The following is an 18,831-nucleotide window of genomic DNA, read 5'->3' as shown; positions in this document are numbered from 1 at the left end:
CGCGACCTCATTGGAAGTGCCCGCCGAGATCTTCGGAGACGAGCATCGCCGCGGGAATGCGGGCAAGCGTCTTGCCTTTCAGCCCGCGCGGCCTTTCCGCGGCCCGCGTCATGCCATCGCCACGCTCGGCATAGGTTGTGGCAAAGCGCACGAGATCGTCGATGTCCTCTTCCGGCGAGACGTCGCCGAAGAGATAGGTCGCCTTCCCCGTCGCCTGGAAGGCGATGGTGCAGGGCCGCGTGCAGGCCGCCATGCAGACCGTTCCGGCGATCGAGAAGTCGCGATCGAGCGGTGCGCCGAGCGCTGCGATGCTCAGGTTGAGCCGCTTGATCAGCTCGGCACCGGGCACGCATGGGCCGCCGGTGAAGCGGCAATCGGTGCAGACCGTTATCTTGTGCTGTCGGAAATTCGGCTCAGCCATTCCTGCCCTCCGCCGGACTGACGGCAAGAGATGGCGAAACGGCAAGAGGACGGAAAACCGTCGTATGAAAGCCAGTTCTTTTCCATCGGAACACCCCGTCCGTTGTGGTTGATCGGTTCGATGGCAGGTCTCCTGGCTCGCGGGTCGTGGCGCATCCACGTCTTCCCGGTCTTCGACCAGTGACATGGTGTGAATGCGCTTTCCGCTCACAGTTGCGGGGGCAGCCACGGTCTCGGCCCCATCAGGGTCGTCCGTTCCGTGTTCCCTTTTCAGCCGCTTCCGCATTGTCGCGGACGCAGCACCATCAACGCCTTCCTCGCATGAATCGGCGGATGAGACAACCGCACGACACAGGCGGGAGGGATCTATCAACATGCGGCGTTTCGTCATGCGAGGCATGTTATAAAATAACATTACGTAGCGCAAGTCGAAAATTGGGCGCCGGACACAATCCGACGCCCGCGATAGCGACCACGCTAAAAGACGTGCCGTGCTACCTCAGAACTCCGGCGGCAAGAGTTCGGCCGTCAGCGTCACCGCGACAGAGGCGTTGCCCGGCAGGTTGCGCACGCCGCAGACGGAGCGAACATGGCCAGCCCTTTCGCCAAAGGCGGCCGCCAGAAGCTCGGAAGCACCGTCGAGTACCTTCGGGTGCTCCAGGAAATCCTCAGTGCAGGCGACATGTCCCTCCAGCCGGACGATCTGGCGAATACGCTCGAAACGGCCGAGATGCTCATGGATCTGCGCCAGCGCGTTGAGCACTGCCAACTCTGCGGCCTTGCGCCCCTCGTCGATGGTCACATCGCGCCCGAGCAGCCCCGTATGCACGAAGCGCCCGTCCAGCAATGGCCCCTGCATCGAAACATGAAGCATCTCACCCGCCTCGATCACCGCGCGGTAGGCGCCGAGCGGCCTCGGCGGCGTCGGGAGCTGAACGCCAAGTGCGCCGAGCCTTCGGATAACCTCGTCCATCATTGCTTCCCCTCCTCGTCACCTTACGAACCGGCCGCCTTGCGGAGACGACACCGCTTTTTTCTCAAGCCCTCGAAGTTCTGACGCCCCTATCGCAAGCAGCAAGACGCGCCGTTCCGTGCCCAGCAACTTTTCCAAGCATAACCAAGAGAAAACGCCTCATGCCTCACGTTGGGAGATAACGTTACGAATTACAACACCAGAGTTGAAGTGCCATCGCGATCCGGGCCAGTGCCGCGGTCTTGCGATCGAATGCGACCGACACATCGCGGCGGCCTCGATCCCCAACCCCAAGTAAAAACGCTGAAATGTAACATACGTTACGCTCACGTAACCCTATGCCCGTTGAGAATTTCGACGACCGAAGCGACAATTGCCGGGATTAAGATTGGGCATCGACAAGCCTCGGAAACAAGCTCAACTTAGCCGCGCAGATCCCGAAATGAAGTGACGGCAACTCAACTTTCAGAGGGGAATAGCATCAGTGAATCCCATTGATTTCTTCGTCGACACGCTTCGGACCTATCCGCCTGTCGCCGTCTTCCTCGCCCTCGGCATCGGCTTCCTCATCGGTCCGATCAAGGTCGCGGGGTTCAACCTTGGAAATGTCACCGCCACGCTGCTTGCGGGCGTTCTCATCGGACAGCTGGGTATCCAGGTTTCCGGCGACCTGAAATCCACCCTGTTTTTGATTTTCCTCTTCGCCGTCGGCTACGGCGTCGGGCCGCAATTCGTGCGGGGCTTGAGCACCGATGGACCGAAACAGATCGCCTTTGCGCTCTCCGTGCTGGTGCTGTGCCTCGTCGTTCCCTATCTCTGCGCGCTGATTGCCGGGCTGCCGCTCGGCTATGGCGCCGGCATGTATGCCGGCTCGCAGACGATCTCGGCTGCAATCGGGGTTGCGACCGACCAGATCAATTCGCTCGGGCTGACGCCGGAGCAGGCCAAGACCTTTGCCGACCAGATCCCGATCGCCTATGCGGTGACCTATATCTGGGGCACGATCGGCTCGGCGATCATCCTCGCCCAGCTCGGTCCCAAGCTTCTTGGCATCGACCTTCCGGCGGCCTGCCGCGAATACGAAGCCAAGCTCGGCGGCGGCAGCGAGGCGAGCGAACCGGGCATCACCCGCGCCTATCACGACTTCGGCCTCCGGGCCTATCGCGTCGACGCGGCAAGCGGGCTCACCGGGAAACCGGTCAAGGACATCCTTCCCGGGATCCGCGTCTTCGTCGAGCGCCTGCGGCGCGGCGACCAGATCATCGAGGCCGATGGCAACACCGTGCTGCAGCCGGGCGACGTCGTCGCCTTTTCGGGCCGGCGTTCGCTGCTCGTCGAAAACCTCGACAACAAGCTGCTGGAGGTCGAGGACAAGGAGCTGCTCAACGCGGAAGCCGAAGTCCTCGATGTCTACGTGACCAGCAAGGCGCTCGCCGGCAAGACGCTGGCGGAAGTCAGCACCATGGATTGGGCGCGCGGCGTCTATGCCCGCAAGATCATCCGCTCGCTGGTCGAGATCCCGGTGCTGCCCGGGACGACGGTCGAGCGCGGTGACATCGTCACCATCGGTGGCGCGAAACGCCATGTCGAAGCGGCGATCAAGGCGCTCGGCTTTGCCGACCGGCCTGTCGAGACGACCGACATCGCCTTTCTCGGCTGGGGGCTTTTCATCGGCGCGATGATCGGTGCGCTGACGATCACGATCGGCGGTATCCCGATCGGCCTTTCGACCTCCGGCGGCGCGCTTCTGGCCGGCCTCGTGCTCGGCTGGCTGCGCACCACCTACCCCGCCTTCGGCCGCATCCCGTCACCGGCGCTGTGGCTGATGAACACGCTCGGCCTCAACATCTTCATCGCCGTCGTCGGGATCGGCGCCGGCCCGGGCTTTGTCGCGGGCCTGCAGGAGGTCGGCATTTCGCTGTTCATCTGGGGCGTGGTCGCCACGTCGATCCCGATGATCGCCTCGGTGCTCCTCGGCCACTATGTCTTCAAGTTCCACCCGGCGATCCTGTTTGGCGCCTGCGCCGGTGTGCGAACGACGACGGCAGCGCTCGGCATGATCCAGGAGGCGGCCAAGAGCAAGGTGCCGGCGCTCGGCTACGGCATGCCCTACGCCATCGGTAACACGCTGCTGACCATCTTCGGACTCGTCATCGTCATCATGCTCGCCTGAGGCGAACGGGCGAAGCCAACCATCGTTCAAAATGCATAGATCACAGGGAGTGTGGACCATGTTGGACAGAAATTTCTACGACAGCCTTTCCGATCTCAGCCCGTTCGAAATCAAGGACGAACTGATCAAGCTCGCCAAGTCGAGCTCACAGAAATCCGCCAAGGCTTTCCTCAATGCCGGCCGCGGCAACCCGAACTGGACGGCGACACGCGCTCGCGAAGCCTTCTTCCTGCTCGGCCAGTTTGCGCTGACGGAAGCCAAGCGCGCCTATTACGACCCGAAGGCCGGTGTGGCCGGCATGCCGCCGAAGGACGGCGCCCACGCGCGGTTCGAAAAGTGGACGAAGAAGCTGCTGCAAAACACGGCTGACTGGGACGAAGAGGATGAAGGCATCCCGCCGGCAAAGACGCTTTCCGACGCCGTCAACTACGCCATCACCACCTTCCGCTTCGATGCGGACGCCTTCGTGCACGAGCTCACGGACTCGATCATCGGCGACAACTATCCGGTTCCCGATCGGGCGCTGCACCACAACGAGATCATCACCCACGAATACCTGATGTGGGCGATGTGCGCCGGCCACCGACCGAAGGCAAAGTTCGACCTTTACCCGGTCGAAGGCGGCACCGCCGCCATGTGCTACATCTTCAAAGCACTGAAGAACGCCCGCCTGCTTAACGCCGGCGACACGATCGCGCTCGGAACGCCGATCTTCACGCCCTATCTCGAAATGCCGGAGCTGGAGGACTACGATCTCAAGACCATCAACGTCAGCGCCGAGCAGGAGGACCGGTTCCAGTTCACCGACGAAGACATCAAGGCGCTGGAGAACCCCAAGGTGAAGGCGTTGTTCCTGGTCAACCCCGGCAACCCGTCCGCCGTGGCGATGGATCCGGATTCGATCAAGCGCCTTGTCGACCTCGTCAACAAGAAGCGCCCCGACCTGATCGTGCTGACGGACGACGTCTACGGCACCTTCGTTCCGGGCTTCCAGTCGCTGCTTGGGCATCTGCCGCGCAACACGATCGGCGTCTACTCCTATTCGAAGTACTTCGGCTGCACCGGCTGGCGCCTCGGCGTCATTGCCGTCGCCGAGGACAACATCTTCGACGAGAAGATCAAGGCCCATGGCGAACCGATCCAGAAGCTCCTTGAAAAACGCTACAAGGCGATGACGCCGAAGCCGCGCGAGGTGAAGTTCATCGACCGCATCGTCGCCGACAGCCGCGACGTGGCGCTGAACCACACCGCCGGCCTGTCGCTGCCCCAGCAGGTGATGATGACGCTCTTCGGGCTGGTCGAGCTGATGGACGTCGAGAAGGCTTACCAGAAGGCCTGCATCGCCATCTGCACCAAGCGCTTCTGGAACCTGATCGAGGGCATGGGGGTCGAGTCCAATCCGGGCATCTATTTCGACCACTATTACGGCATCATCGACTTCGAGTTCTGGCTGCGCAAATATGTCGGCGAGGATGTCGTCACCTGGGTGAAGGACAACATCCACCCGCTCGACATTCCCTTCCGGCTTGCCGAGGACCACGGCATCGTGCTGCTCAACGGCTCGGGTTTCGATGCGCCGAGCTGGTCGGCACGCGTCTCCTTCGCCAACCTCAATGACGAAGCCTATTCGCAGATCGGCCGCGCCGTGCGCTCGGTGGCGCGCGGTTACGTCCAGACCTACCAGGCCGCCAAAGGCCTGAAGATCAGCTAGCCGATCGGGCGGCCGGCAGCCATGCCGGCCGCCCTTCCCCAACGCCTGGCCAGTGTTTCCCTCGGCCGACAAGCATCCCCGCATCTCCGGCTGGCGACTTTCTTTCCGCCGGCTCAGCGACCAGCGCATCATCCAGCTGAAGCGGCTTTCTTCGGCTTGGCACCGGGAGGAACTGCCGCGTGATCGACCACCTGTTCAGCATCCTGCGGGCGCATCCGGAGCTTGCCCTGTTCCTCGCGCTCGGCATCGGCTACGCGGTCGGCAAGATCACCATCTTCGGCGTCACCATCGGCGCCGTAACCGGCTGCCTGCTGGCGGGCGTGCTGATCGGCCAGACGGGCGCCGTGCTCTCCAACGACGTCAAGCAGGCGTTCTTCCTGCTCTTCCTCTTTGCTATCGGCTACCGCACCGGCCCGCAATTCTTCCAGAGCCTCAACGCCGACGCGCTGCCGCAGATCGCCGTCACCGTCACGCTCTGCGTCGTCGCGCTTGCCGTTGCGATCGTGCTCTCGATGCTCTTCGGCTTCGATCTTGGAACGGCAGCCGGCGTGCTCGCCGGCGGCGCGACGGAATCGGCGACCGTCGGCGTGGCGATCGACACCTTCCGCAAGACGGCACCGACGCCGGAAGCGGCGAGCCAGTTCGAATCCGCCGTGGCGACCGGCTTTGCCGTCGCCTATCTCGTCGGTGTCGTGACCGCCATCCTCGTCCAGTCGCAACTGGCGCCGCGGATGTTTGGCCGCAGCCTCAAGGAGGCCTGCGCCGAGCTAGAAGCCGAACTGAAGATCGCGCCGCAGACGAGCGGCGACACCGCACGGCGCGAAATCGAGGCGCGCGCCTTCGTCATCGCCGACGCCCTCGTGGGGCTGACGGTCGCGGAAGCCGAAGCGCGCGTTCCCGAAAACCAGAAGGCCTATATCGAGCAGATCCGCCGGGGCGAGGAGATCATCACCCCAACGCCCAAGGAGCGCCTGCAGGCTGGAGACATCATCGCCGTTGCCGGTCTTCGCGGCTTCCTCGTCGAATATTCCAGCCGGATCGGCACCGAGATCGACGACCGCACGCTGCTCGATATCCCGGTTGAAGTGCTCGATATCGTGGTGACGAACAAGGAGGTTGCGGGAAAACGCCTGTGGCAGCTGAGGCAGCAGCCGGAAGCGCGCTCGGTGTTCCTGCGCGGCATCCTGCGCGCCGGCCAGCCGATCCCGATCTTCCCTGGCCTCACCGTCCGCCGTGGCGACGTGATGTCGATTGCCGGCGCCAGACGCCATGTCGAGGAGGTGGCGAAGCTACTCGGCTATGCCGACCGTGAGACCACCGCAACCGACATGGTCTTTGTCGGCGTCTTCATCTTCCTCGGCGGCCTCATCGGCATCCCTGCCCTGAAACTCGGCGCGCTCGAAATCGGCCTCGGCGTCGCCGTCGGCGTGCTGATCGCGGGCCTTTGCGCCGGCTGGCTGCGCTCGGTCCGGCGCACCTTCGGTTTCGTGCCGGAGGCAACCCTCTGGTTCTTCGACAGCGTCGGGCTGTGCGCCTTCATCGCCTGCGTCGGAATCTCGGCCGGCCCGAGCTTTGTCGCCGGCCTCGTCCAGTCCGGCCCGGCGCTGGTCATCGCCAGCCTGCTGATCTGCCTGATCTCGCATCTGGCCGCACTTGCGCTCGGCCGCTGGGTCTTCGGCATGAACGAAGGCGTGCTCGCCGGCACCTGCTGTGGCGCCGGAACCTCAGCCCCGGCGCTTGCCGCCGTGCAGGAAGCGGCCGGAAGCAAGGTCCCGACACTCGGCTACGGTCTCGGTTACGCGATCGGCAACGTGCTGCTGGCGCTCTGGGGCGCGGTTCTCGTCACCGTTCTGGCGTAGCGCAGCGAGGCACCGCTCGGTGTCGAACTGCGAGAAGGTGCGGTTGCGAGGGGGCCAGCCGACCCCGGCAACGCCGCCGCGGCGCGCCCTCTCGTTACGACACAAGAACGCGCGGCCCACAGCGGCAGCGCCCGCAAATTGTGTCGAACGCGCCCGTCCGACTGACGAGCTCCAGGGGCTAGACGCCTTCCAGAAAGTGCGCTTTCTGCGCTGGATAATAGTCTGAAAATGACGGCAAAGCCTTGCCGGCGCGCGCGGCGACCAGCATATCAAGGTAATATTCCCAGCCCGGCCCGACGTCGCCTGCGAGTTTCGGGTCGCTCAAATGTTGAACCAGGCGCAGCTCCGTCGTGCCCCCCGTCTGCGTAAACGTCAACGCGATGCGCCACTCGCCGGCGTCATCCTTCATCACCACGACCAGGCGGTGCGGCGCGGCGCACTCCTCGATCAGGACATCCGTCCATGGCTGGCTTTTCTCATGGAGCAGTTGCAGCCGCACGGTCTTGCCGGGCCCCGCTTCGCCTTCCCAGCGGCCGAACCAGAGCGCGGTGCTCTCGGACTTTGTCACGCTCGTCCAAACGTCGGCGATGGGTGCATGAAACGTGCGCGTCAGGATCAGGTCATTGCCACTGACGTGGCCGGTGGGCTTGGGGCTCATGCCATCTTCTCCCTGTTGTCGCTCACGGATAGGCAAATCTGCGGCGGGCGCTACCGCGCGTCTACCTGTACACGGTAGCGACTATTTATGCGAGCATCCCTGTCGGCGAGGTGCCAGTCGCACCACACCTAACGCAGCGGCCACACCAGCATCAGTGTCGGGATGCTGACGATCACGATCACCACCGACAGCGGAAGGCCGAGGCGCGGATAGTCGCTGAACTTGTAGCCGCCCGGCCCCATGACCAGCGTGTTGCACTGGTGGCCGATGGGGGTGAGGAAATCGCAGCCGGCGCCGATGGCAACTGCCATCAGGAAGGCTTCCGGCTTGTAGCCGAGCGCGCCGGCGAAGCTCGCGGCGATCGGCGCCATAACGAGCACGGTGGCGGCATTGTTGAGGAACGGCGTCACCGCCATGGCGGCAAGCAGGATGATCGTCAGCGCGCCGGCCGGCGGCAGGCCTGCGGCAACCGTGCCGAGCCAGGCCGCAATGACATCGGTGCCCCCGGTCGTGCGCAAGGAATCGCTCACCGGGATCAGCGCCGCCAGCATCACCAGGATCGGCCCATCGACCGAGCGATAAAAATCGCGCAAGGGGATGATGCGGAAGACGACCATGGCGAGGGCTGCCGCGAAAAAGGCGATCGGCACCGGCACAAGTCCAACTGCCGTTGAGCCCATCGCGGCCGCCAGAACCAGAAGCGGCAGCGGTGCCTTTCGCGTCGTGCCAAGCAGGATCTCGCGCTGCGCCAGCGGCAGGCAGCCGAACTCCTGCAGGAAGAGCGTCAGTTCGCGCCGCGCGCCCTGCAGCACGATGATGTCACCTGCCCTCAAGCGGATACTGCCGAGCCGCTGCTTCAGCCTCTCGCCCTGGCGGCTGACGGCGAGCAGGTTGATGTTGTGGGTGTTGAACAGCGCCAGGCGCTGTGCCGACATGCCCTCGAGCGGGGAACCGCTGCCGACGACAGCTTCGATCGCCTCGATCTCGTCCCCGGCCTTTTCCCGCCCATGCGGCGCGCGGTCGCCGGCAATCTTCAGCTTGCCTTGCGAGACGATGCGATCGAGCGCTCCCGGACCGCCTTCAAAAATCAGGATGTCCTCGGCTTCGAGGGTAACGTCGGGAAGCGGCGCCAGATGCAGGCCGCGGCGAAAGATGGCGATGACGACAGCGCCGCCGTCGCCCAGTTTCACCAGATTGCTGAGCGCCTTGCCGATCGCCGGCGAACCGGCGGCAACAACCGCCTCGGACGTATAATCGGTGATCTCGATCGCCGAATGGACGGAGACCTGGCTGCTGGAGCGCTGCGGCACCAGCTTGTAGGCAAAGAGCAGGAAGATGCAGCCGACCAGCGCCAGCGTCGCGCCGACGGGCGTGAAGTCGAACATCGTGAAGCTCTCGCCGGTCAGCTCCTGGCGCACCCGTGAGACGACGATGTTCGGCGACGTGCCGACCTGGGTCATCAGCCCACCGATCAGCGAGCCGAAGGCCATCGGCATCAGGAAGACCGAAGGCTGGACATTCGACCGCCGGGCAAACTGGAAGGCGACCGGCAGCATGATCGCCAGCGCCCCGATGTTCTTGATGAAGGCGGAAAGCACTGTCACCGTGATGACCAGCAGTGCGAGCTGGGCCCGGACCGATGAGATGTTCGGCAGGAACCGCTGGATGGCGGCGTCGACGATCCCCGAGCGCGCCACCCCGGCGCTGACGATCAGGGCGCTGCCGACGATGATGACGATGTCGTCGCTGAAACCATCGAAGGCATGATCGTAAGGCACGATGCCGACGGCGACCGCCAGCATCAGCGCCGAACAGGCGATCACGTCGTATCGAAACCGCCCCCAGATAAAGAAGACCATCATGGCGCCGATGACGAGAAACGCGAGAGACTGTTCGGCGGTCATGCAATATCCGGGTTCAGCAAAGAGACTGGGCGGGACGGGACGTGCGGCCGACACAAGCCGAAACGCGCAATCCGCGCAGAAGTTCACACAAGACGTAACCCATGTTTCGGCAAATCGGAATTCATCTCAGCGACAAATCTGGGCATGAGTGCGAAGCGCATGGACCGCCGGCCGCGCCCGGCGGCGAGGCGACAGCCCCTGCCGCCCGCTACTCGATGGTCCCGAATACGGCCGTCTCCAGCGTATCGATCGCCTCGCCCCGCTTCTTGCCCTTCATCAGAAATCTAACCATCCGCCAGGCGTCTCGCCCGCGCAGCGCAATGGTTATCTCGGCGGTGGCGTCCGGTTCCTTGAGCGACTTCATCGCCAGGCGCCCCTTGGCCGTTGATCATAACCGGCGTCCAGTCCGCGCTCGCCTCGTATCCCGCCCTCGCCTGCAGTTCGGCGAGCACAGCGTGGCACTATGTGATCGGGTCGAGCGACACGGGCCCGTGAGCGACAACATTTTGCTGGTGATGATCGCGCGGGACGAGCTTTCACCGGATGTGCTGGTTTGGCGGCAGGGACACGGGGAGTGGATCCCGGCCTGCGACATGGCCGAAATCAAAGCGGCCGTCCGCCGCGCGACGCCAGGACCTGGGCCGTCCGCCGACGCGCCGCCGCCATCGCCCGAATATCCGCTTGCCCGGCCATGGCCCCGTTTTCTGGCGCGCATTTTCGAAATGCTGCTGCTTTACATACCGGCTGCCTTGGTGGCCCGCCGCCCCTGATGCAGACCTTCGTCAATCCGGTGACCAGCAGGCAGACGACGTTCGAGGCCGCCTGGCTCGTCGAGGATCTCTCGCGGGGCAACATGCTCTTTGCGATCAGCTCGGACCAGGCAAGCGGCGGCGTCTATTTCGGGCACGAGCAGGTCCCGGCAACAATGAGCGAACGGCAATATGCGGAGGTGCCATTTCGCCCCCAAAGGCGCGTCCAAAAAAGCTCGGAACGCACCCGAACGCTAGGTTGCGCGCAAGCCCGCCGCAACTGTCGCGATCGGGCATTCCACAACTGGGACAAGCCGTGAACATTTGCAAGCATTGCTTGCCGGAATCCGCATGACAGAACTTGGAAATTTCCGTTTAAGCGCTACACTTTAGAAGAGAGTGCTGGACCGCACCGGCAACGATCGTCCAAGGCGTTTCCGCCTGACGCTTGACGCCGTGTGGGCCAGGCTCAGCCATTCTGAGGATCGCCGACATGAAACACGCTTTTGCCGCCCTCTCCGTCGTGCTGCTTCTCAGTGGCTGCACGGCGACCACCGGCCCCGACATCAGCTACGGTTACTCGCCGAACATGCAACCGATTCCTGGCAGCATCACCTATGGCGGGCAACCGCGCACCAAGCTGAAGAAGGCACCCGTCGGCAGCATCGTCCCGCACCAGTTCATCGATTCCTACGGCCGCAAGGTCTACGAGACCTATATCATCGAGCCTGACCGTTCGTTGCGCCTCACCAGTCGCCGTTGGGCGCCGGACTTCCTCGGCTTCGACGACTGAACGAGATCACCTCACGGATCAGGCATCGCCGCTGAACTGCGCGTGCACCCAATCGCGAAGCACGCGGGTCGCTGGCCGGTCCGCCATGCGCGGACTGTAGACCAGGTCGTATCGGTCGCTTTCCAGCGTCAGGTCGAACGGCTGGACGAGAATGCCGGAGGCAAGCTCCTCGGCGACCAGCGTGAGGCTCAAGAGGGCAATGCCCTGACCGGCGATGGCCGACTGCACGGCATGGATCTCGTCGGTAAAGGAAAGCCCCGCGCCCGCCTCGACATCGGTGGCGCCAGCCCGTTCCAGCCATTGCCGCCAGACCGGCGCGCGCGCATCGTGGCGGCGCAGCGTGCCCCAATCGTAGTGGATGAGCGTCGCGTGCTTGAGGTCCGCGGCACTGGCCGGCGCCAGTCGCGGCACGCAAACCGGGGCGAAACGATCGGCGAACAGCGGTTCGGTGACGAGGCCCGGATAATCACCGCCGCCAAGGCGGATCGCAGCATCCGCATCCACCTCCAGATCGACCATCCGGTGGGAGGCGTCCAGCCTCAGCGTCCACTCGGGATAGGCTTCGCGGAAGGAACCGGCAAGCGGCGCCAGGCGCTTGGCGACGAAGGCGACGGTGGACGTCAGCCGCGCCACCTTGCTTGCCTCCTGCCGGCGCATGTCGGCGATCGCCTGCTCGAAACGGTCGAGGCCATCACGCAGCACCGGAAACAGCACCTTTCCCGCAGTGGTCAGCCGGACCTGCCGCGTCCCTCGTTCGAAGAGCTTGGTCTCCAGCATCTCCTCCAGCTGGCGGATCTGGTGGCTGACGGCAGTGGCCGAGACGTTCAGTTCCTCGGCCGCCAGCTTGAAGCTCATCCGCCGGGCGGCCGCTTCAAAGACCCTGAGTGCGCCGAGCGGCGGCAACTTCCTCATGATTTCCTCAATGGATGAACTCAGATCATCTGTCGGCTGAGAAATCACTCTTTGTCAGCCGCAGAATGCCCCAGCATATTAGGATCAACAGCCAAGGCAACAGCGCCAAGCTGAGAAAATCTCAAGCATGAAAGGACATCTTATGTCTCTCGAACAGGTCGTCACCCAGCCGGATCCCTACGCGCCCTTCCTGCTTTCCCAGGCGATCAAGGCCAATGGCTTCGTCTTCGTCTCCGGTCAGGCGGCAATCGGCGACGACGGCAAGCTCGTCGGCGTCGGCGACTTCGACCGCCAGGCCGAACAGGCGTTCCGCAATCTCGACCGGGCGCTCAAGGCGGCGGACTCTGGGTTAGACAAGATCGTCAAGGTCACGATCTTCCTGCGCTCCATGGAGAATTTCGCCAAGATCATCGAGCTGCGCCGCACGTGGTTTTCCGCCCCCTATCCCGCCGACAGCATCATCGAGGTCTCCTCGCTCTATTCGCCGGACGCGCTGATCGAGATCGAAGCGATCGCGCTCGATGGAGGCAAGTGACATGAACGCACCGTTTGGCATCGCGTCCCCCGCCTTCACCGGCACCCGTCTCAAGGGGCTTGATTTCGCCAATCGCCTGTCCGTGGCGCCGATGACCCGCATCAGCGCCACGGCGGCCGGCGCGCCCAGCGAGCGCATGCAGCACTATTACCAGCGCTTCGCCCGCGGCGGCTTCAGCCTGATCACGACCGAGGGCATCTACACCGACAAGGCCTATTCCCAAACCTACAAGGACCAGCCGGGCCTGACCGACCGGGAACAGGCTCTCGCCTGGCGACCGATCGTCGAGGCCGTTCATGCGGAAGGCGGGCGAATCTTCGCACAACTGATGCACGGCGGCGCGCTGGCGCAGGGCAACCCGCACAGGCCCGAGACGGTAGGCCCCTCCGCCGTCCGGCCGAAGGGCAGCCAGTTGACCGGTTATCACGGCGACGGCCCCTATGCCCTGCCGCGCGAGATCAGCGATGCCGAAATCGCCGAGGCGATCGAAGGCTTCGCCAGAGCCGCCCGGTTTGCAATCGAGGTTGCCGGTTTCGACGGCATCGAGATCCACGGCGCCAACGGCTATCTGCTCGATCAGTTCTTCACGGACTTTTCGAACCGGCGGGCGGATCGCTGGGGTGGAGATATCGTTGAGCGGCTCGGCCTGTCGCTCGAAGTGCTGAAGGCAGTGCGCGTGGCGATCGGCCCCGACGCCCCGCTGGGGCTGCGGCTCTCCCAGGGTAAGGTCAACGACTTCAGGCACAAATGGGCAGAACGCGAACAAGGTGCAGCCCGCGTGTTCGAGGCGCTCGCCGAAAGCCCGGCAGACTTCGTGCACGTGACCGAGTTCGAAGCCTGGAAGCCGGCCTTCGAGGGCGGCGACGCCTCGCTCGTTTCCCTCGCCCGCCGCCACGCGCCGCGCCTGTTCATCATCGCCAACGGCAGCCTGCACGATCTCGACCGCGCCGAGGAGGTGATGGAAGCCGGTGCCGACATGATCGCGCTTGGCCGCGGCGCGCTCGTCAATCCCGACTGGCCACAGCTCACCGCGAAACGCACCGCTCTGCGTCCGTTCGACCTGCCGTTCCTTGCGCCGATCAGCGATATCAAGGACAGCGAACTGGCTCTCTGAATGCAGAGAAACGGGCGCGCCCCGCAGGAGGCGCGCCCGTCAACTGTCCTAGTGATTGCCGGCTCCAGGCGGTCACCCCGCCGCCACGAAGCGATAGGCCGCCCCGTTGCGCTCCGCCCGCCCGATCCCCGGATAGGCCCAATGATAGCCAAGCAGCGCCAGCCGCTCCGACGCGGCCCGGTCGATCAGGGCCTTGCGGTTCTTCAAGGCCAGCTCCGCATCCGTGTCGAAGCCGAAATGCCAGTCGGGGTGCTCAAAGAAGACGATGTTGCTGGTGACCGCATCGCCCGTGATCACCAAGCCCTCATGTCCGGCGCCGTCACCGCCGGAAAGCTGAAGCGAGATATGACCGGGTGTGTGGCCCCGCGTGTCGAGCACCTGCATGCCGCTGACGATTTCGTCGCCGGGCTTCACCAGGGTCAGCCGGTCCTTGACCGCAAAGAGATCGCGCTGCGCACCCTTGGCAAAGCCATGAAGCACCTGCGGCATGGTCTTTTCGAAGTTGGGATCGGTCCAGAACCGCCATTCCCCCTCCGAAACGAAGTACTGCGCATTCGGAAAGGCGAGCGTGCCGTCGGCGCCAACGGTGCCGCCCGCATGGTCAGGATGGGCATGCGTCAGCACCACCTTCGTCACCGCTCTCGGGTCGATGACGGCCGCAAGCAGATTGGCGTGAAGCTTGCCGGCGCTCTCCTGGAAACGTGTGCCCGAGCCGTCGTCGACCACGATCAGATCGTCGCCAGTGCGAATGACCGGAATATTGGTGTGAAACGGCGCCTTTTCGGGAGTGCCGCCAAGCCGGCGCATGATCTCCGGCCGCTCTTCCGCCGTTGCATCCGGCAGCACGATGCTGACCGGCAGCATGATGAAGCCGTCGCTGACGACGGAAATATCGAAGCCGCCATGCCGGAAACGTTTGATATCTGCGGCATGGGCACCTTTCGGCAGCAGGGCGGAGGCTGCAAGCGCACCGGTGCCTGCAAGGAATTCACGACGGCCGGGGCCGGAGACGTCGGTGGGATTGTGGGAAGAGGTCATGGCTCTGATCCTTGGCTGAAGCGTTTGACATAGGGTGCCGGCGCCACCTGCGAGGCGGCGCCGGCGAACAACCATCAGGCCTTGGCGAAGGCGAGCAGGTCGGCGTTGAGCTGGTCCTTGTGGGTGTCGGTAATGCCGTGCGGTGCGCCGGCATAGACCTTGAGCTCCGCATGCGGCACCAGCGTCTTCGAGGCCCGTGCCGCCGCATCGATCGGCACGATCTGATCGTCGTCGCCATGGATGATCAAGGTCGGCACGTCGAACTTCTTCAGGTCCTCGGTAAAGTCGGTCTGCGAGAAGGCGACGATCGAGTCATAAGTGTTCTTGTGTCCCCCCGTCATGCCCTGCAGCCAGAAACTGTCGATCATGCCCTGAGAGGCGATCGCGCCCGGGCGGTTGAAGCCGAAGAACGGACCGGACGCGATGTCGCGGTAGAGCTTCGAGCGATCCTTCAGGCTTGCCGCCTGCAGGCCGTCGAAGACTTCCTTCGGCAGGCCGCCGGGGTTCTTGTCGGTCTTGACCATCAGCGGCGGCACGGCCGAGATCAAACCGGCCCTGGCGATCCGGCTGGTGCCGTGGCGGCCGATATAGCGGCTGATCTCACCGCCGCCAGTCGAAAACCCGGCAAGGAAGATACCCTTCAGATCGAGCGCGTTGATCAGATCCGCGAGGTCGTCGGCATAGTGGTCCATGTCGTTGCCGTCCCAGGGCTGCGACGAGCGGCCGTGGCCACGGCGGTCATGGGTGACGACGCGGAAGCCGTTGGCGGCAAGGTGGAAGGCCTGCGCCTCCCAGCTGTCGGACGACAGCGGCCAGCCGTGGCTGAGCACGACGACCGGGCCATCCTTCGGCCCCCAGTCCTTGTAATAGATCTCGACGCCATCGCGGGTGATGATGCGGCTGCCCATGGTGTTTGCTCCCTTAGTGCCGGAGGCGCCGGCGGTTGTTGCGGTGGTGGATGCGGCCTTGGCCGGCGTGTTCATGGCATTGACCGCGGCTACCGTCGCGGCAGCGCCAAAGGCGGCCGAGAGAACCGTGCGGCGGGAGATGCCGTTGGAAACGCTTGCGGAAACTGCTTTTGCCTGTGTCATTGTCCTCACCTCTTTGATCTCTGTTGCTCGGGCTTCCATTCGGCGGAAGCGATGGTTGAATTGATAAATCGGTGGGCCTAACCTCTCGACCGGCAAAGCTGACAACGATGGGGGCAGAAGTGACAAAACGACCCGAAAACGAGCCGGCGGAGATCGGCATCGTCGTCTATCCCCGCGCCCTGATATCGGCGATCCATGGGCTGACCGACATGTTCCAGGTGGCGAGCATGCAGTCGGTCGAGCAAAGCGGCAGAGACGCGCCGCAAATCCGCATCAGCCACTGGAAACTTCAGGAAGATGGCTCGGTATCGAAATCACGTGACACTCACGAAGGCCCCTCCTTGGGCCTTGTGGCCCTGATCCTGCCGCCGACGCTCTCCGATCTGCCGGTCGGCGATCGCATCGGTGCCCTGCCCGCCTTCGTGCGCGAACAGCATCAACGCGGCGCGACGATCTGCTCCGTCTGCGGCGGCGCCTATCTGCTGGCAGAGTCCGGCCTCGCCGCCGGTCGCACCATCACCACCCATTGGTCGCATCAGGACCTGATCTCCAACCGCTACAGCGACATCCGCGTCGACACCGACAGGCTGCTGATCGACGAAGGCGACATCATCACCGCCGGCGGCATGATGGCCTGGATCGACCTCGGCCTGAAACTCGTCGACCGGTTCCTCGGAACCGACGTCATGCTGGCAACCGCACGCTACATGATCATCGACCCCGGCGCGCGCGAGCAGAGCTATTACAGCGTCTTCGCCCCGAAGCTCGATCACGGCGACACGATCATCCTGAAGATCCAGCACTGGCTGCACGGCGCCAACACCAAGGGCGTGACGCTGCAGATGATGGCCGACCGCGCCGGTCTCGGCGACCGCACCTTCCTGCGCCGTTTCCAGAAGGCAACCGGCTTCAACCCGACCGAATATTGCCAGCGGCTACGGATCGCCAAATCCCGCGATCTGCTGGAGCGCTCACATCTCTCGATCGAGCAGGTTGCCTGGCAAAGCGGCTATGACGACACCAACGCCTATCGCAAGATCTTCCGCAAGATCCTGGGTCTCTCACCGAAGGAGTATCGCCTTCGCTTCTCGGTTTCGGAGAGCGTCCGCACTTTGGGCGCTCCGGCAAATCCGATACCGGCCGTGTGATCATCGACGGGCGATACCCTTTAGAGCACCAAACGCAAAAAGCGCCGCGCACCCTTTCGGGTGCGCGGCGCTTTGATTAAAAGACGTAGGTCAAGCAGCCCTGAGCGCTAGCCTTTTCCGGCAATCACGAACACGATCCGCCGGATCGCTTCGGCAAAACTGACACCGAGGGCCATCGCAGCAATTCCCGTCACCCCAAGGGCACCAATGCCCATGAGCTTCCACCGCCTGACGTCATCGGTCACCGGCTTCATATCGGAGATTTCGGCACCGATAGCGGAAGCCGACGCTTCCAGTTCGTTGACCCGCTCGGCAAGTTGATCCATGCGCCGGTGAACGCTGGCCTGACTGGCGGCAGATTTATCCTCCGCCCGCCTGGCGCCATCCTCGATCCGATGAATGGACTCCTGCAGGCCGCGCATGCCGGCAACCAGTTCTCCCAACTGGCGATGAACAACGATATCGATTTCAGCCAGCGACATGATGGTCTCCCCCGTGCTTCGCGCATTCGGCCTTCGTCCAGATATCCGCGGCACAAAGGCCGACGACCGTGCGGTCGATCCGGCGCTGATCCGCTGGCGATGCTCCGCGCGCGCCGACAAGATCAGTTCCGACCACGGCGCGCAGCCCGGGAGCACTGGCCGGACGCGAAGTCCCACACCCCGCCAGCATCAAGGCAGGAATCGTAATCAAGGCGCTTCCCACGAGCGCGGCTCTGAGCGTCATTGTTCTGCCTTTCGATGGTATTGGCGTAGGATCGTGCGCCGTCTGCGCGGATTTCATGAATGAGCCAGACGAGACCCGAGACGATGAGGCCGGCGATGAGAAGCTTCGGCCAGGCAAACATCATTTCGCCCAGCCAAGGCGTCGCGCCAGCACGTACCAGCACTCCGAGAGAATGCCCGCACCAAGGCCGATACCCACCTCCATCAGCATCTGCACGTCGGGATCATCGGCAAGCACCAGCCCCGCCTCCGGCGCCAGCAGCCCTTTAGCCACGAGCAGCCCCGCGCCGTAGCGCAGCAGGATACGGATGACGACAGCACTCATTTCGTCCACCGCGCAAGAAACCCGGCAACCGCCTCAATGAGACGGCGCAGGCGATTGAATTTGGCCCCGTGCGAAGCGTTGACGCTTTCCATGTCGGGCGCCCTTTCGACCGAGCCTGGCCTCAGCACGACAACAACGGAGGGATCGGCCGAAGCGCTCTCGCGACCATATCCGGCCGCACGCAGCGCCGCCTCGAAGGCGCGGCCGTAGGCCTCGATCTTCGGCCCGTTCTGCCTGATATCGCCGTTGATAATCGCGCGTGAGGCGGCATAACGATAGCCGGTCGCCGCCGCCGAACGGCTATCGTCCGTGTCGAAATCAGTCAGTCGCTTGCCCGTGAAAAGCCCGTGCACCATGCCGTCGAAAAGAATGCGAATGGCCGTTGCCGGATCACAGGCACGATCCGGCATCTCCACCAGACCAAACTTGCCATAGTTCGCGCGACCGGTAATTTGCGCCAGCCCTCGCCCGCGAAAGACCCACCCGTCGTCGTCTTCGACATTGCCAAGCCGCCCGCCATAGACCCGGTTCGCAAGCTTGCGCGGATTGCCCGCGTAGGGTTCCGCGCTAGCAAGCGTCGGAAACCGCGCCGGCCATACTTGCATGAGCCGCCTTGCCGAGTAGTTCAGATTCTCCTCGACCGGCCGCATTGTACCGCCGGTTTCGTGATGGACCTCGGCGAGAATTGCGGCCAGATGGCAGA

At 63.9% G+C, this 18,831-nt stretch carries 21 protein-coding genes and 1 riboswitch; of the genes, 9 read left to right on the top strand and 12 right to left on the bottom strand.

Going from position 1 to position 18,831, the window contains the following annotated elements; genetic code table 11:
• Positions 1-7: 7 nt before the first annotated feature.
• Both IB262_RS02670 and IB262_RS02665 read right to left on the bottom strand, forming a co-directional pair.
• The gene (locus IB262_RS02670; protein ID WP_034788085.1) at positions 8-421 is read right to left on the bottom strand and encodes a DUF1636 domain-containing protein; all 414 of its coding nucleotides are present in this window, start codon (positions 419-421) and stop codon (positions 8-10) included.
• Between the two features lie 104 nt (positions 422-525).
• Positions 526-742, bottom strand: a riboswitch (cobalamin riboswitch).
• Positions 743-919: 177 nt separating this feature from the next.
• On the bottom strand, positions 920-1,396 hold the full coding sequence (locus tag IB262_RS02665) for a RidA family protein (RefSeq protein ID WP_200949942.1): 477 nt from the start codon (positions 1,394-1,396) through the stop codon (positions 920-922).
• A gap of 481 nt (positions 1,397-1,877) precedes the next feature.
• On the opposite strand from IB262_RS02665, the gene aspT reads away from it, so the two are divergent.
• From aspT to IB262_RS02650, 3 genes are all read left to right on the top strand, one after another.
• Positions 1,878-3,566: an aspartate-alanine antiporter gene (gene aspT, locus IB262_RS02660; protein ID WP_348646585.1), complete on the top strand. Its 1,689-nt coding sequence runs from the start codon at positions 1,878-1,880 to the stop codon at positions 3,564-3,566.
• Positions 3,567-3,624: 58 nt separating this feature from the next.
• Positions 3,625-5,277 (top strand): bifunctional aspartate transaminase/aspartate 4-decarboxylase, encoded by a 1,653-nt coding sequence (locus IB262_RS02655; protein ID WP_051659121.1) that lies wholly within the window; start codon positions 3,625-3,627, stop codon positions 5,275-5,277.
• A gap of 179 nt (positions 5,278-5,456) precedes the next feature.
• Entirely contained in the window at positions 5,457-7,136 is a 1,680-nt protein-coding gene (locus IB262_RS02650; RefSeq protein WP_051659120.1) for a TrkA C-terminal domain-containing protein, read from the top strand.
• Positions 7,137-7,314: 178 nt separating this feature from the next.
• Here the strand turns inward: IB262_RS02650 and IB262_RS02645 are convergent, their stop codons facing one another.
• From IB262_RS02645 to IB262_RS02635, 3 genes are all read right to left on the bottom strand, one after another.
• Positions 7,315-7,794, bottom strand: a complete 480-nt coding sequence (locus IB262_RS02645; protein ID WP_060584836.1) for an SRPBCC family protein — start codon at positions 7,792-7,794, stop codon at positions 7,315-7,317.
• Positions 7,795-7,922: 128 nt separating this feature from the next.
• The gene (locus tag IB262_RS02640; protein WP_034788081.1) at positions 7,923-9,698 is read right to left on the bottom strand and encodes an SLC13 family permease; all 1,776 of its coding nucleotides are present in this window, start codon (positions 9,696-9,698) and stop codon (positions 7,923-7,925) included.
• A gap of 208 nt (positions 9,699-9,906) precedes the next feature.
• Positions 9,907-10,062, bottom strand: coding sequence for a hypothetical protein (locus IB262_RS02635; protein ID WP_192493383.1), 156 nt, complete (start codon positions 10,060-10,062; stop codon positions 9,907-9,909).
• Here IB262_RS02635 and IB262_RS36425 point away from each other — a divergent pair.
• The 3 genes from IB262_RS36425 to IB262_RS02620 all read left to right on the top strand — a co-directional run bounded on the left by IB262_RS36425 (position 10,019) and on the right by IB262_RS02620 (position 11,240).
• The gene (locus IB262_RS36425; protein ID WP_281435714.1) at positions 10,019-10,468 is read left to right on the top strand and encodes a DUF4339 domain-containing protein; all 450 of its coding nucleotides are present in this window, start codon (positions 10,019-10,021) and stop codon (positions 10,466-10,468) included. The two genes, IB262_RS02635 and IB262_RS36425, sit on opposite strands and share 44 nt — an antisense overlap.
• Positions 10,468-10,767, top strand: coding sequence for a hypothetical protein (locus IB262_RS02625; RefSeq protein WP_192493382.1), 300 nt, complete (start codon positions 10,468-10,470; stop codon positions 10,765-10,767). The genes IB262_RS36425 and IB262_RS02625 overlap by 1 nt, the downstream gene beginning before the upstream one ends.
• Positions 10,768-10,940: 173 nt before the next feature.
• Positions 10,941-11,240: a hypothetical protein gene (locus tag IB262_RS02620; RefSeq protein WP_034788071.1), complete on the top strand. Its 300-nt coding sequence runs from the start codon at positions 10,941-10,943 to the stop codon at positions 11,238-11,240.
• Between the two features lie 18 nt (positions 11,241-11,258).
• Here the strand turns inward: IB262_RS02620 and IB262_RS02615 are convergent, their stop codons facing one another.
• Complete coding sequence (locus IB262_RS02615) at positions 11,259-12,152, bottom strand: LysR substrate-binding domain-containing protein (protein WP_060520570.1); 894 nt, start codon at positions 12,150-12,152, stop codon at positions 11,259-11,261.
• Positions 12,153-12,294: 142 nt separating this feature from the next.
• Here IB262_RS02615 and IB262_RS02610 point away from each other — a divergent pair, with 142 nt between their 5' ends.
• Both IB262_RS02610 and IB262_RS02605 read left to right on the top strand, forming a co-directional pair.
• On the top strand, positions 12,295-12,687 hold the full coding sequence (locus IB262_RS02610) for a RidA family protein (RefSeq protein WP_060584830.1): 393 nt from the start codon (positions 12,295-12,297) through the stop codon (positions 12,685-12,687).
• 1 nt (position 12,688) lies between these two features.
• Complete coding sequence (locus tag IB262_RS02605; protein WP_192493381.1) at positions 12,689-13,801, top strand: NADH:flavin oxidoreductase; 1,113 nt, start codon at positions 12,689-12,691, stop codon at positions 13,799-13,801.
• A gap of 72 nt (positions 13,802-13,873) precedes the next feature.
• Here the strand turns inward: IB262_RS02605 and IB262_RS02600 are convergent, their stop codons facing one another.
• Together IB262_RS02600 and IB262_RS02595 are read right to left on the bottom strand one after the other, a co-directional pair.
• Positions 13,874-14,839 (bottom strand): MBL fold metallo-hydrolase, encoded by a 966-nt coding sequence (locus IB262_RS02600; protein ID WP_112977456.1) that lies wholly within the window; start codon positions 14,837-14,839, stop codon positions 13,874-13,876.
• 74 nt (positions 14,840-14,913) lie between these two features.
• On the bottom strand, positions 14,914-15,930 hold the full coding sequence (locus IB262_RS02595; protein WP_192357131.1) for an alpha/beta hydrolase: 1,017 nt from the start codon (positions 15,928-15,930) through the stop codon (positions 14,914-14,916).
• 119 nt (positions 15,931-16,049) lie between these two features.
• On the opposite strand from IB262_RS02595, the gene IB262_RS02590 reads away from it, so the two are divergent.
• Positions 16,050-17,078 (top strand): helix-turn-helix domain-containing protein, encoded by a 1,029-nt coding sequence (locus IB262_RS02590; protein ID WP_348646579.1) that lies wholly within the window; start codon positions 16,050-16,052, stop codon positions 17,076-17,078.
• A 107-nt stretch (positions 17,079-17,185) separates the two neighbouring features.
• Here IB262_RS02590 and IB262_RS02585 read toward each other — a convergent pair whose 3' ends face one another.
• From IB262_RS02585 to IB262_RS02575, 4 genes are all read right to left on the bottom strand, one after another.
• Positions 17,186-17,560: a DUF1515 family protein gene (locus tag IB262_RS02585; protein ID WP_112977120.1), complete on the bottom strand. Its 375-nt coding sequence runs from the start codon at positions 17,558-17,560 to the stop codon at positions 17,186-17,188.
• Positions 17,547-17,804 carry a hypothetical protein gene (locus IB262_RS35860; RefSeq protein WP_082566485.1) on the bottom strand — a complete coding sequence of 86 codons (258 nt, stop codon included), beginning with the start codon at positions 17,802-17,804 and terminating at the stop codon, positions 17,547-17,549. Before IB262_RS35860 ends, IB262_RS02585 begins: the two co-directional genes overlap by 14 nt.
• A gap of 120 nt (positions 17,805-17,924) precedes the next feature.
• Positions 17,925-18,128 carry a hypothetical protein gene (locus IB262_RS02580; RefSeq protein WP_034793500.1) on the bottom strand — a complete coding sequence of 68 codons (204 nt, stop codon included), beginning with the start codon at positions 18,126-18,128 and terminating at the stop codon, positions 17,925-17,927.
• A complete protein-coding gene (locus IB262_RS02575) occupies positions 18,125-18,733 on the bottom strand; it encodes a hypothetical protein (RefSeq protein ID WP_192493380.1) in 609 nt (202 codons plus the stop codon). The genes IB262_RS02580 and IB262_RS02575 overlap by 4 nt, the downstream gene beginning before the upstream one ends.
• Between the last annotated feature and the right edge of the window lie 98 nt (positions 18,734-18,831).

The sequence above is a fragment of the Ensifer sp. ENS02 genome, assembly GCF_014851885.1.
GTDB lineage: Bacteria > Pseudomonadota > Alphaproteobacteria > Rhizobiales > Rhizobiaceae > Ensifer > Ensifer adhaerens.
Note: the sequence above shows the minus strand (reverse complement) of the source record. Positions and strands in the feature narration are given on the sequence as shown.

What these genes read in the sequence shown, in the direction of transcription:
- IB262_RS02600 (WP_112977456.1), bottom strand. Translation starts at nt 14,839, where the DNA reads ATGACCTCTTCCCACAATCCCACCGACGTCTCCGGCCCCGGCCGTCGT.
- IB262_RS36425 (WP_281435714.1), top strand. Translation starts at nt 10,019, where the DNA reads ATGGTTATCTCGGCGGTGGCGTCCGGTTCCTTGAGCGACTTCATCGCC.
- IB262_RS02575 (WP_192493380.1), bottom strand. Translation starts at nt 18,733, where the DNA reads ATGCAAGTATGGCCGGCGCGGTTTCCGACGCTTGCTAGCGCGGAACCC.
- IB262_RS02665 (WP_200949942.1), bottom strand. Translation starts at nt 1,396, where the DNA reads ATGATGGACGAGGTTATCCGAAGGCTCGGCGCACTTGGCGTTCAGCTC.
- IB262_RS02645 (WP_060584836.1), bottom strand. Translation starts at nt 7,794, where the DNA reads ATGAGCCCCAAGCCCACCGGCCACGTCAGTGGCAATGACCTGATCCTG.
- IB262_RS02670 (WP_034788085.1), bottom strand. Translation starts at nt 421, where the DNA reads ATGGCTGAGCCGAATTTCCGACAGCACAAGATAACGGTCTGCACCGAT.
- IB262_RS02625 (WP_192493382.1), top strand. Translation starts at nt 10,468, where the DNA reads ATGCAGACCTTCGTCAATCCGGTGACCAGCAGGCAGACGACGTTCGAG.
- IB262_RS35860 (WP_082566485.1), bottom strand. Translation starts at nt 17,804, where the DNA reads ATGACGCTCAGAGCCGCGCTCGTGGGAAGCGCCTTGATTACGATTCCT.
- IB262_RS02580 (WP_034793500.1), bottom strand. Translation starts at nt 18,128, where the DNA reads ATGAGTGCTGTCGTCATCCGTATCCTGCTGCGCTACGGCGCGGGGCTG.
- IB262_RS02655 (WP_051659121.1), top strand. Translation starts at nt 3,625, where the DNA reads ATGTTGGACAGAAATTTCTACGACAGCCTTTCCGATCTCAGCCCGTTC.
- IB262_RS02615 (WP_060520570.1), bottom strand. Translation starts at nt 12,152, where the DNA reads ATGAGGAAGTTGCCGCCGCTCGGCGCACTCAGGGTCTTTGAAGCGGCC.
- IB262_RS02635 (WP_192493383.1), bottom strand. Translation starts at nt 10,062, where the DNA reads ATGAAGTCGCTCAAGGAACCGGACGCCACCGCCGAGATAACCATTGCG.
- IB262_RS02595 (WP_192357131.1), bottom strand. Translation starts at nt 15,930, where the DNA reads ATGACACAGGCAAAAGCAGTTTCCGCAAGCGTTTCCAACGGCATCTCC.
- IB262_RS02620 (WP_034788071.1), top strand. Translation starts at nt 10,941, where the DNA reads ATGAAACACGCTTTTGCCGCCCTCTCCGTCGTGCTGCTTCTCAGTGGC.
- IB262_RS02610 (WP_060584830.1), top strand. Translation starts at nt 12,295, where the DNA reads ATGTCTCTCGAACAGGTCGTCACCCAGCCGGATCCCTACGCGCCCTTC.
- IB262_RS02640 (WP_034788081.1), bottom strand. Translation starts at nt 9,698, where the DNA reads ATGACCGCCGAACAGTCTCTCGCGTTTCTCGTCATCGGCGCCATGATG.
- IB262_RS02605 (WP_192493381.1), top strand. Translation starts at nt 12,689, where the DNA reads ATGAACGCACCGTTTGGCATCGCGTCCCCCGCCTTCACCGGCACCCGT.
- IB262_RS02585 (WP_112977120.1), bottom strand. Translation starts at nt 17,560, where the DNA reads ATGTCGCTGGCTGAAATCGATATCGTTGTTCATCGCCAGTTGGGAGAA.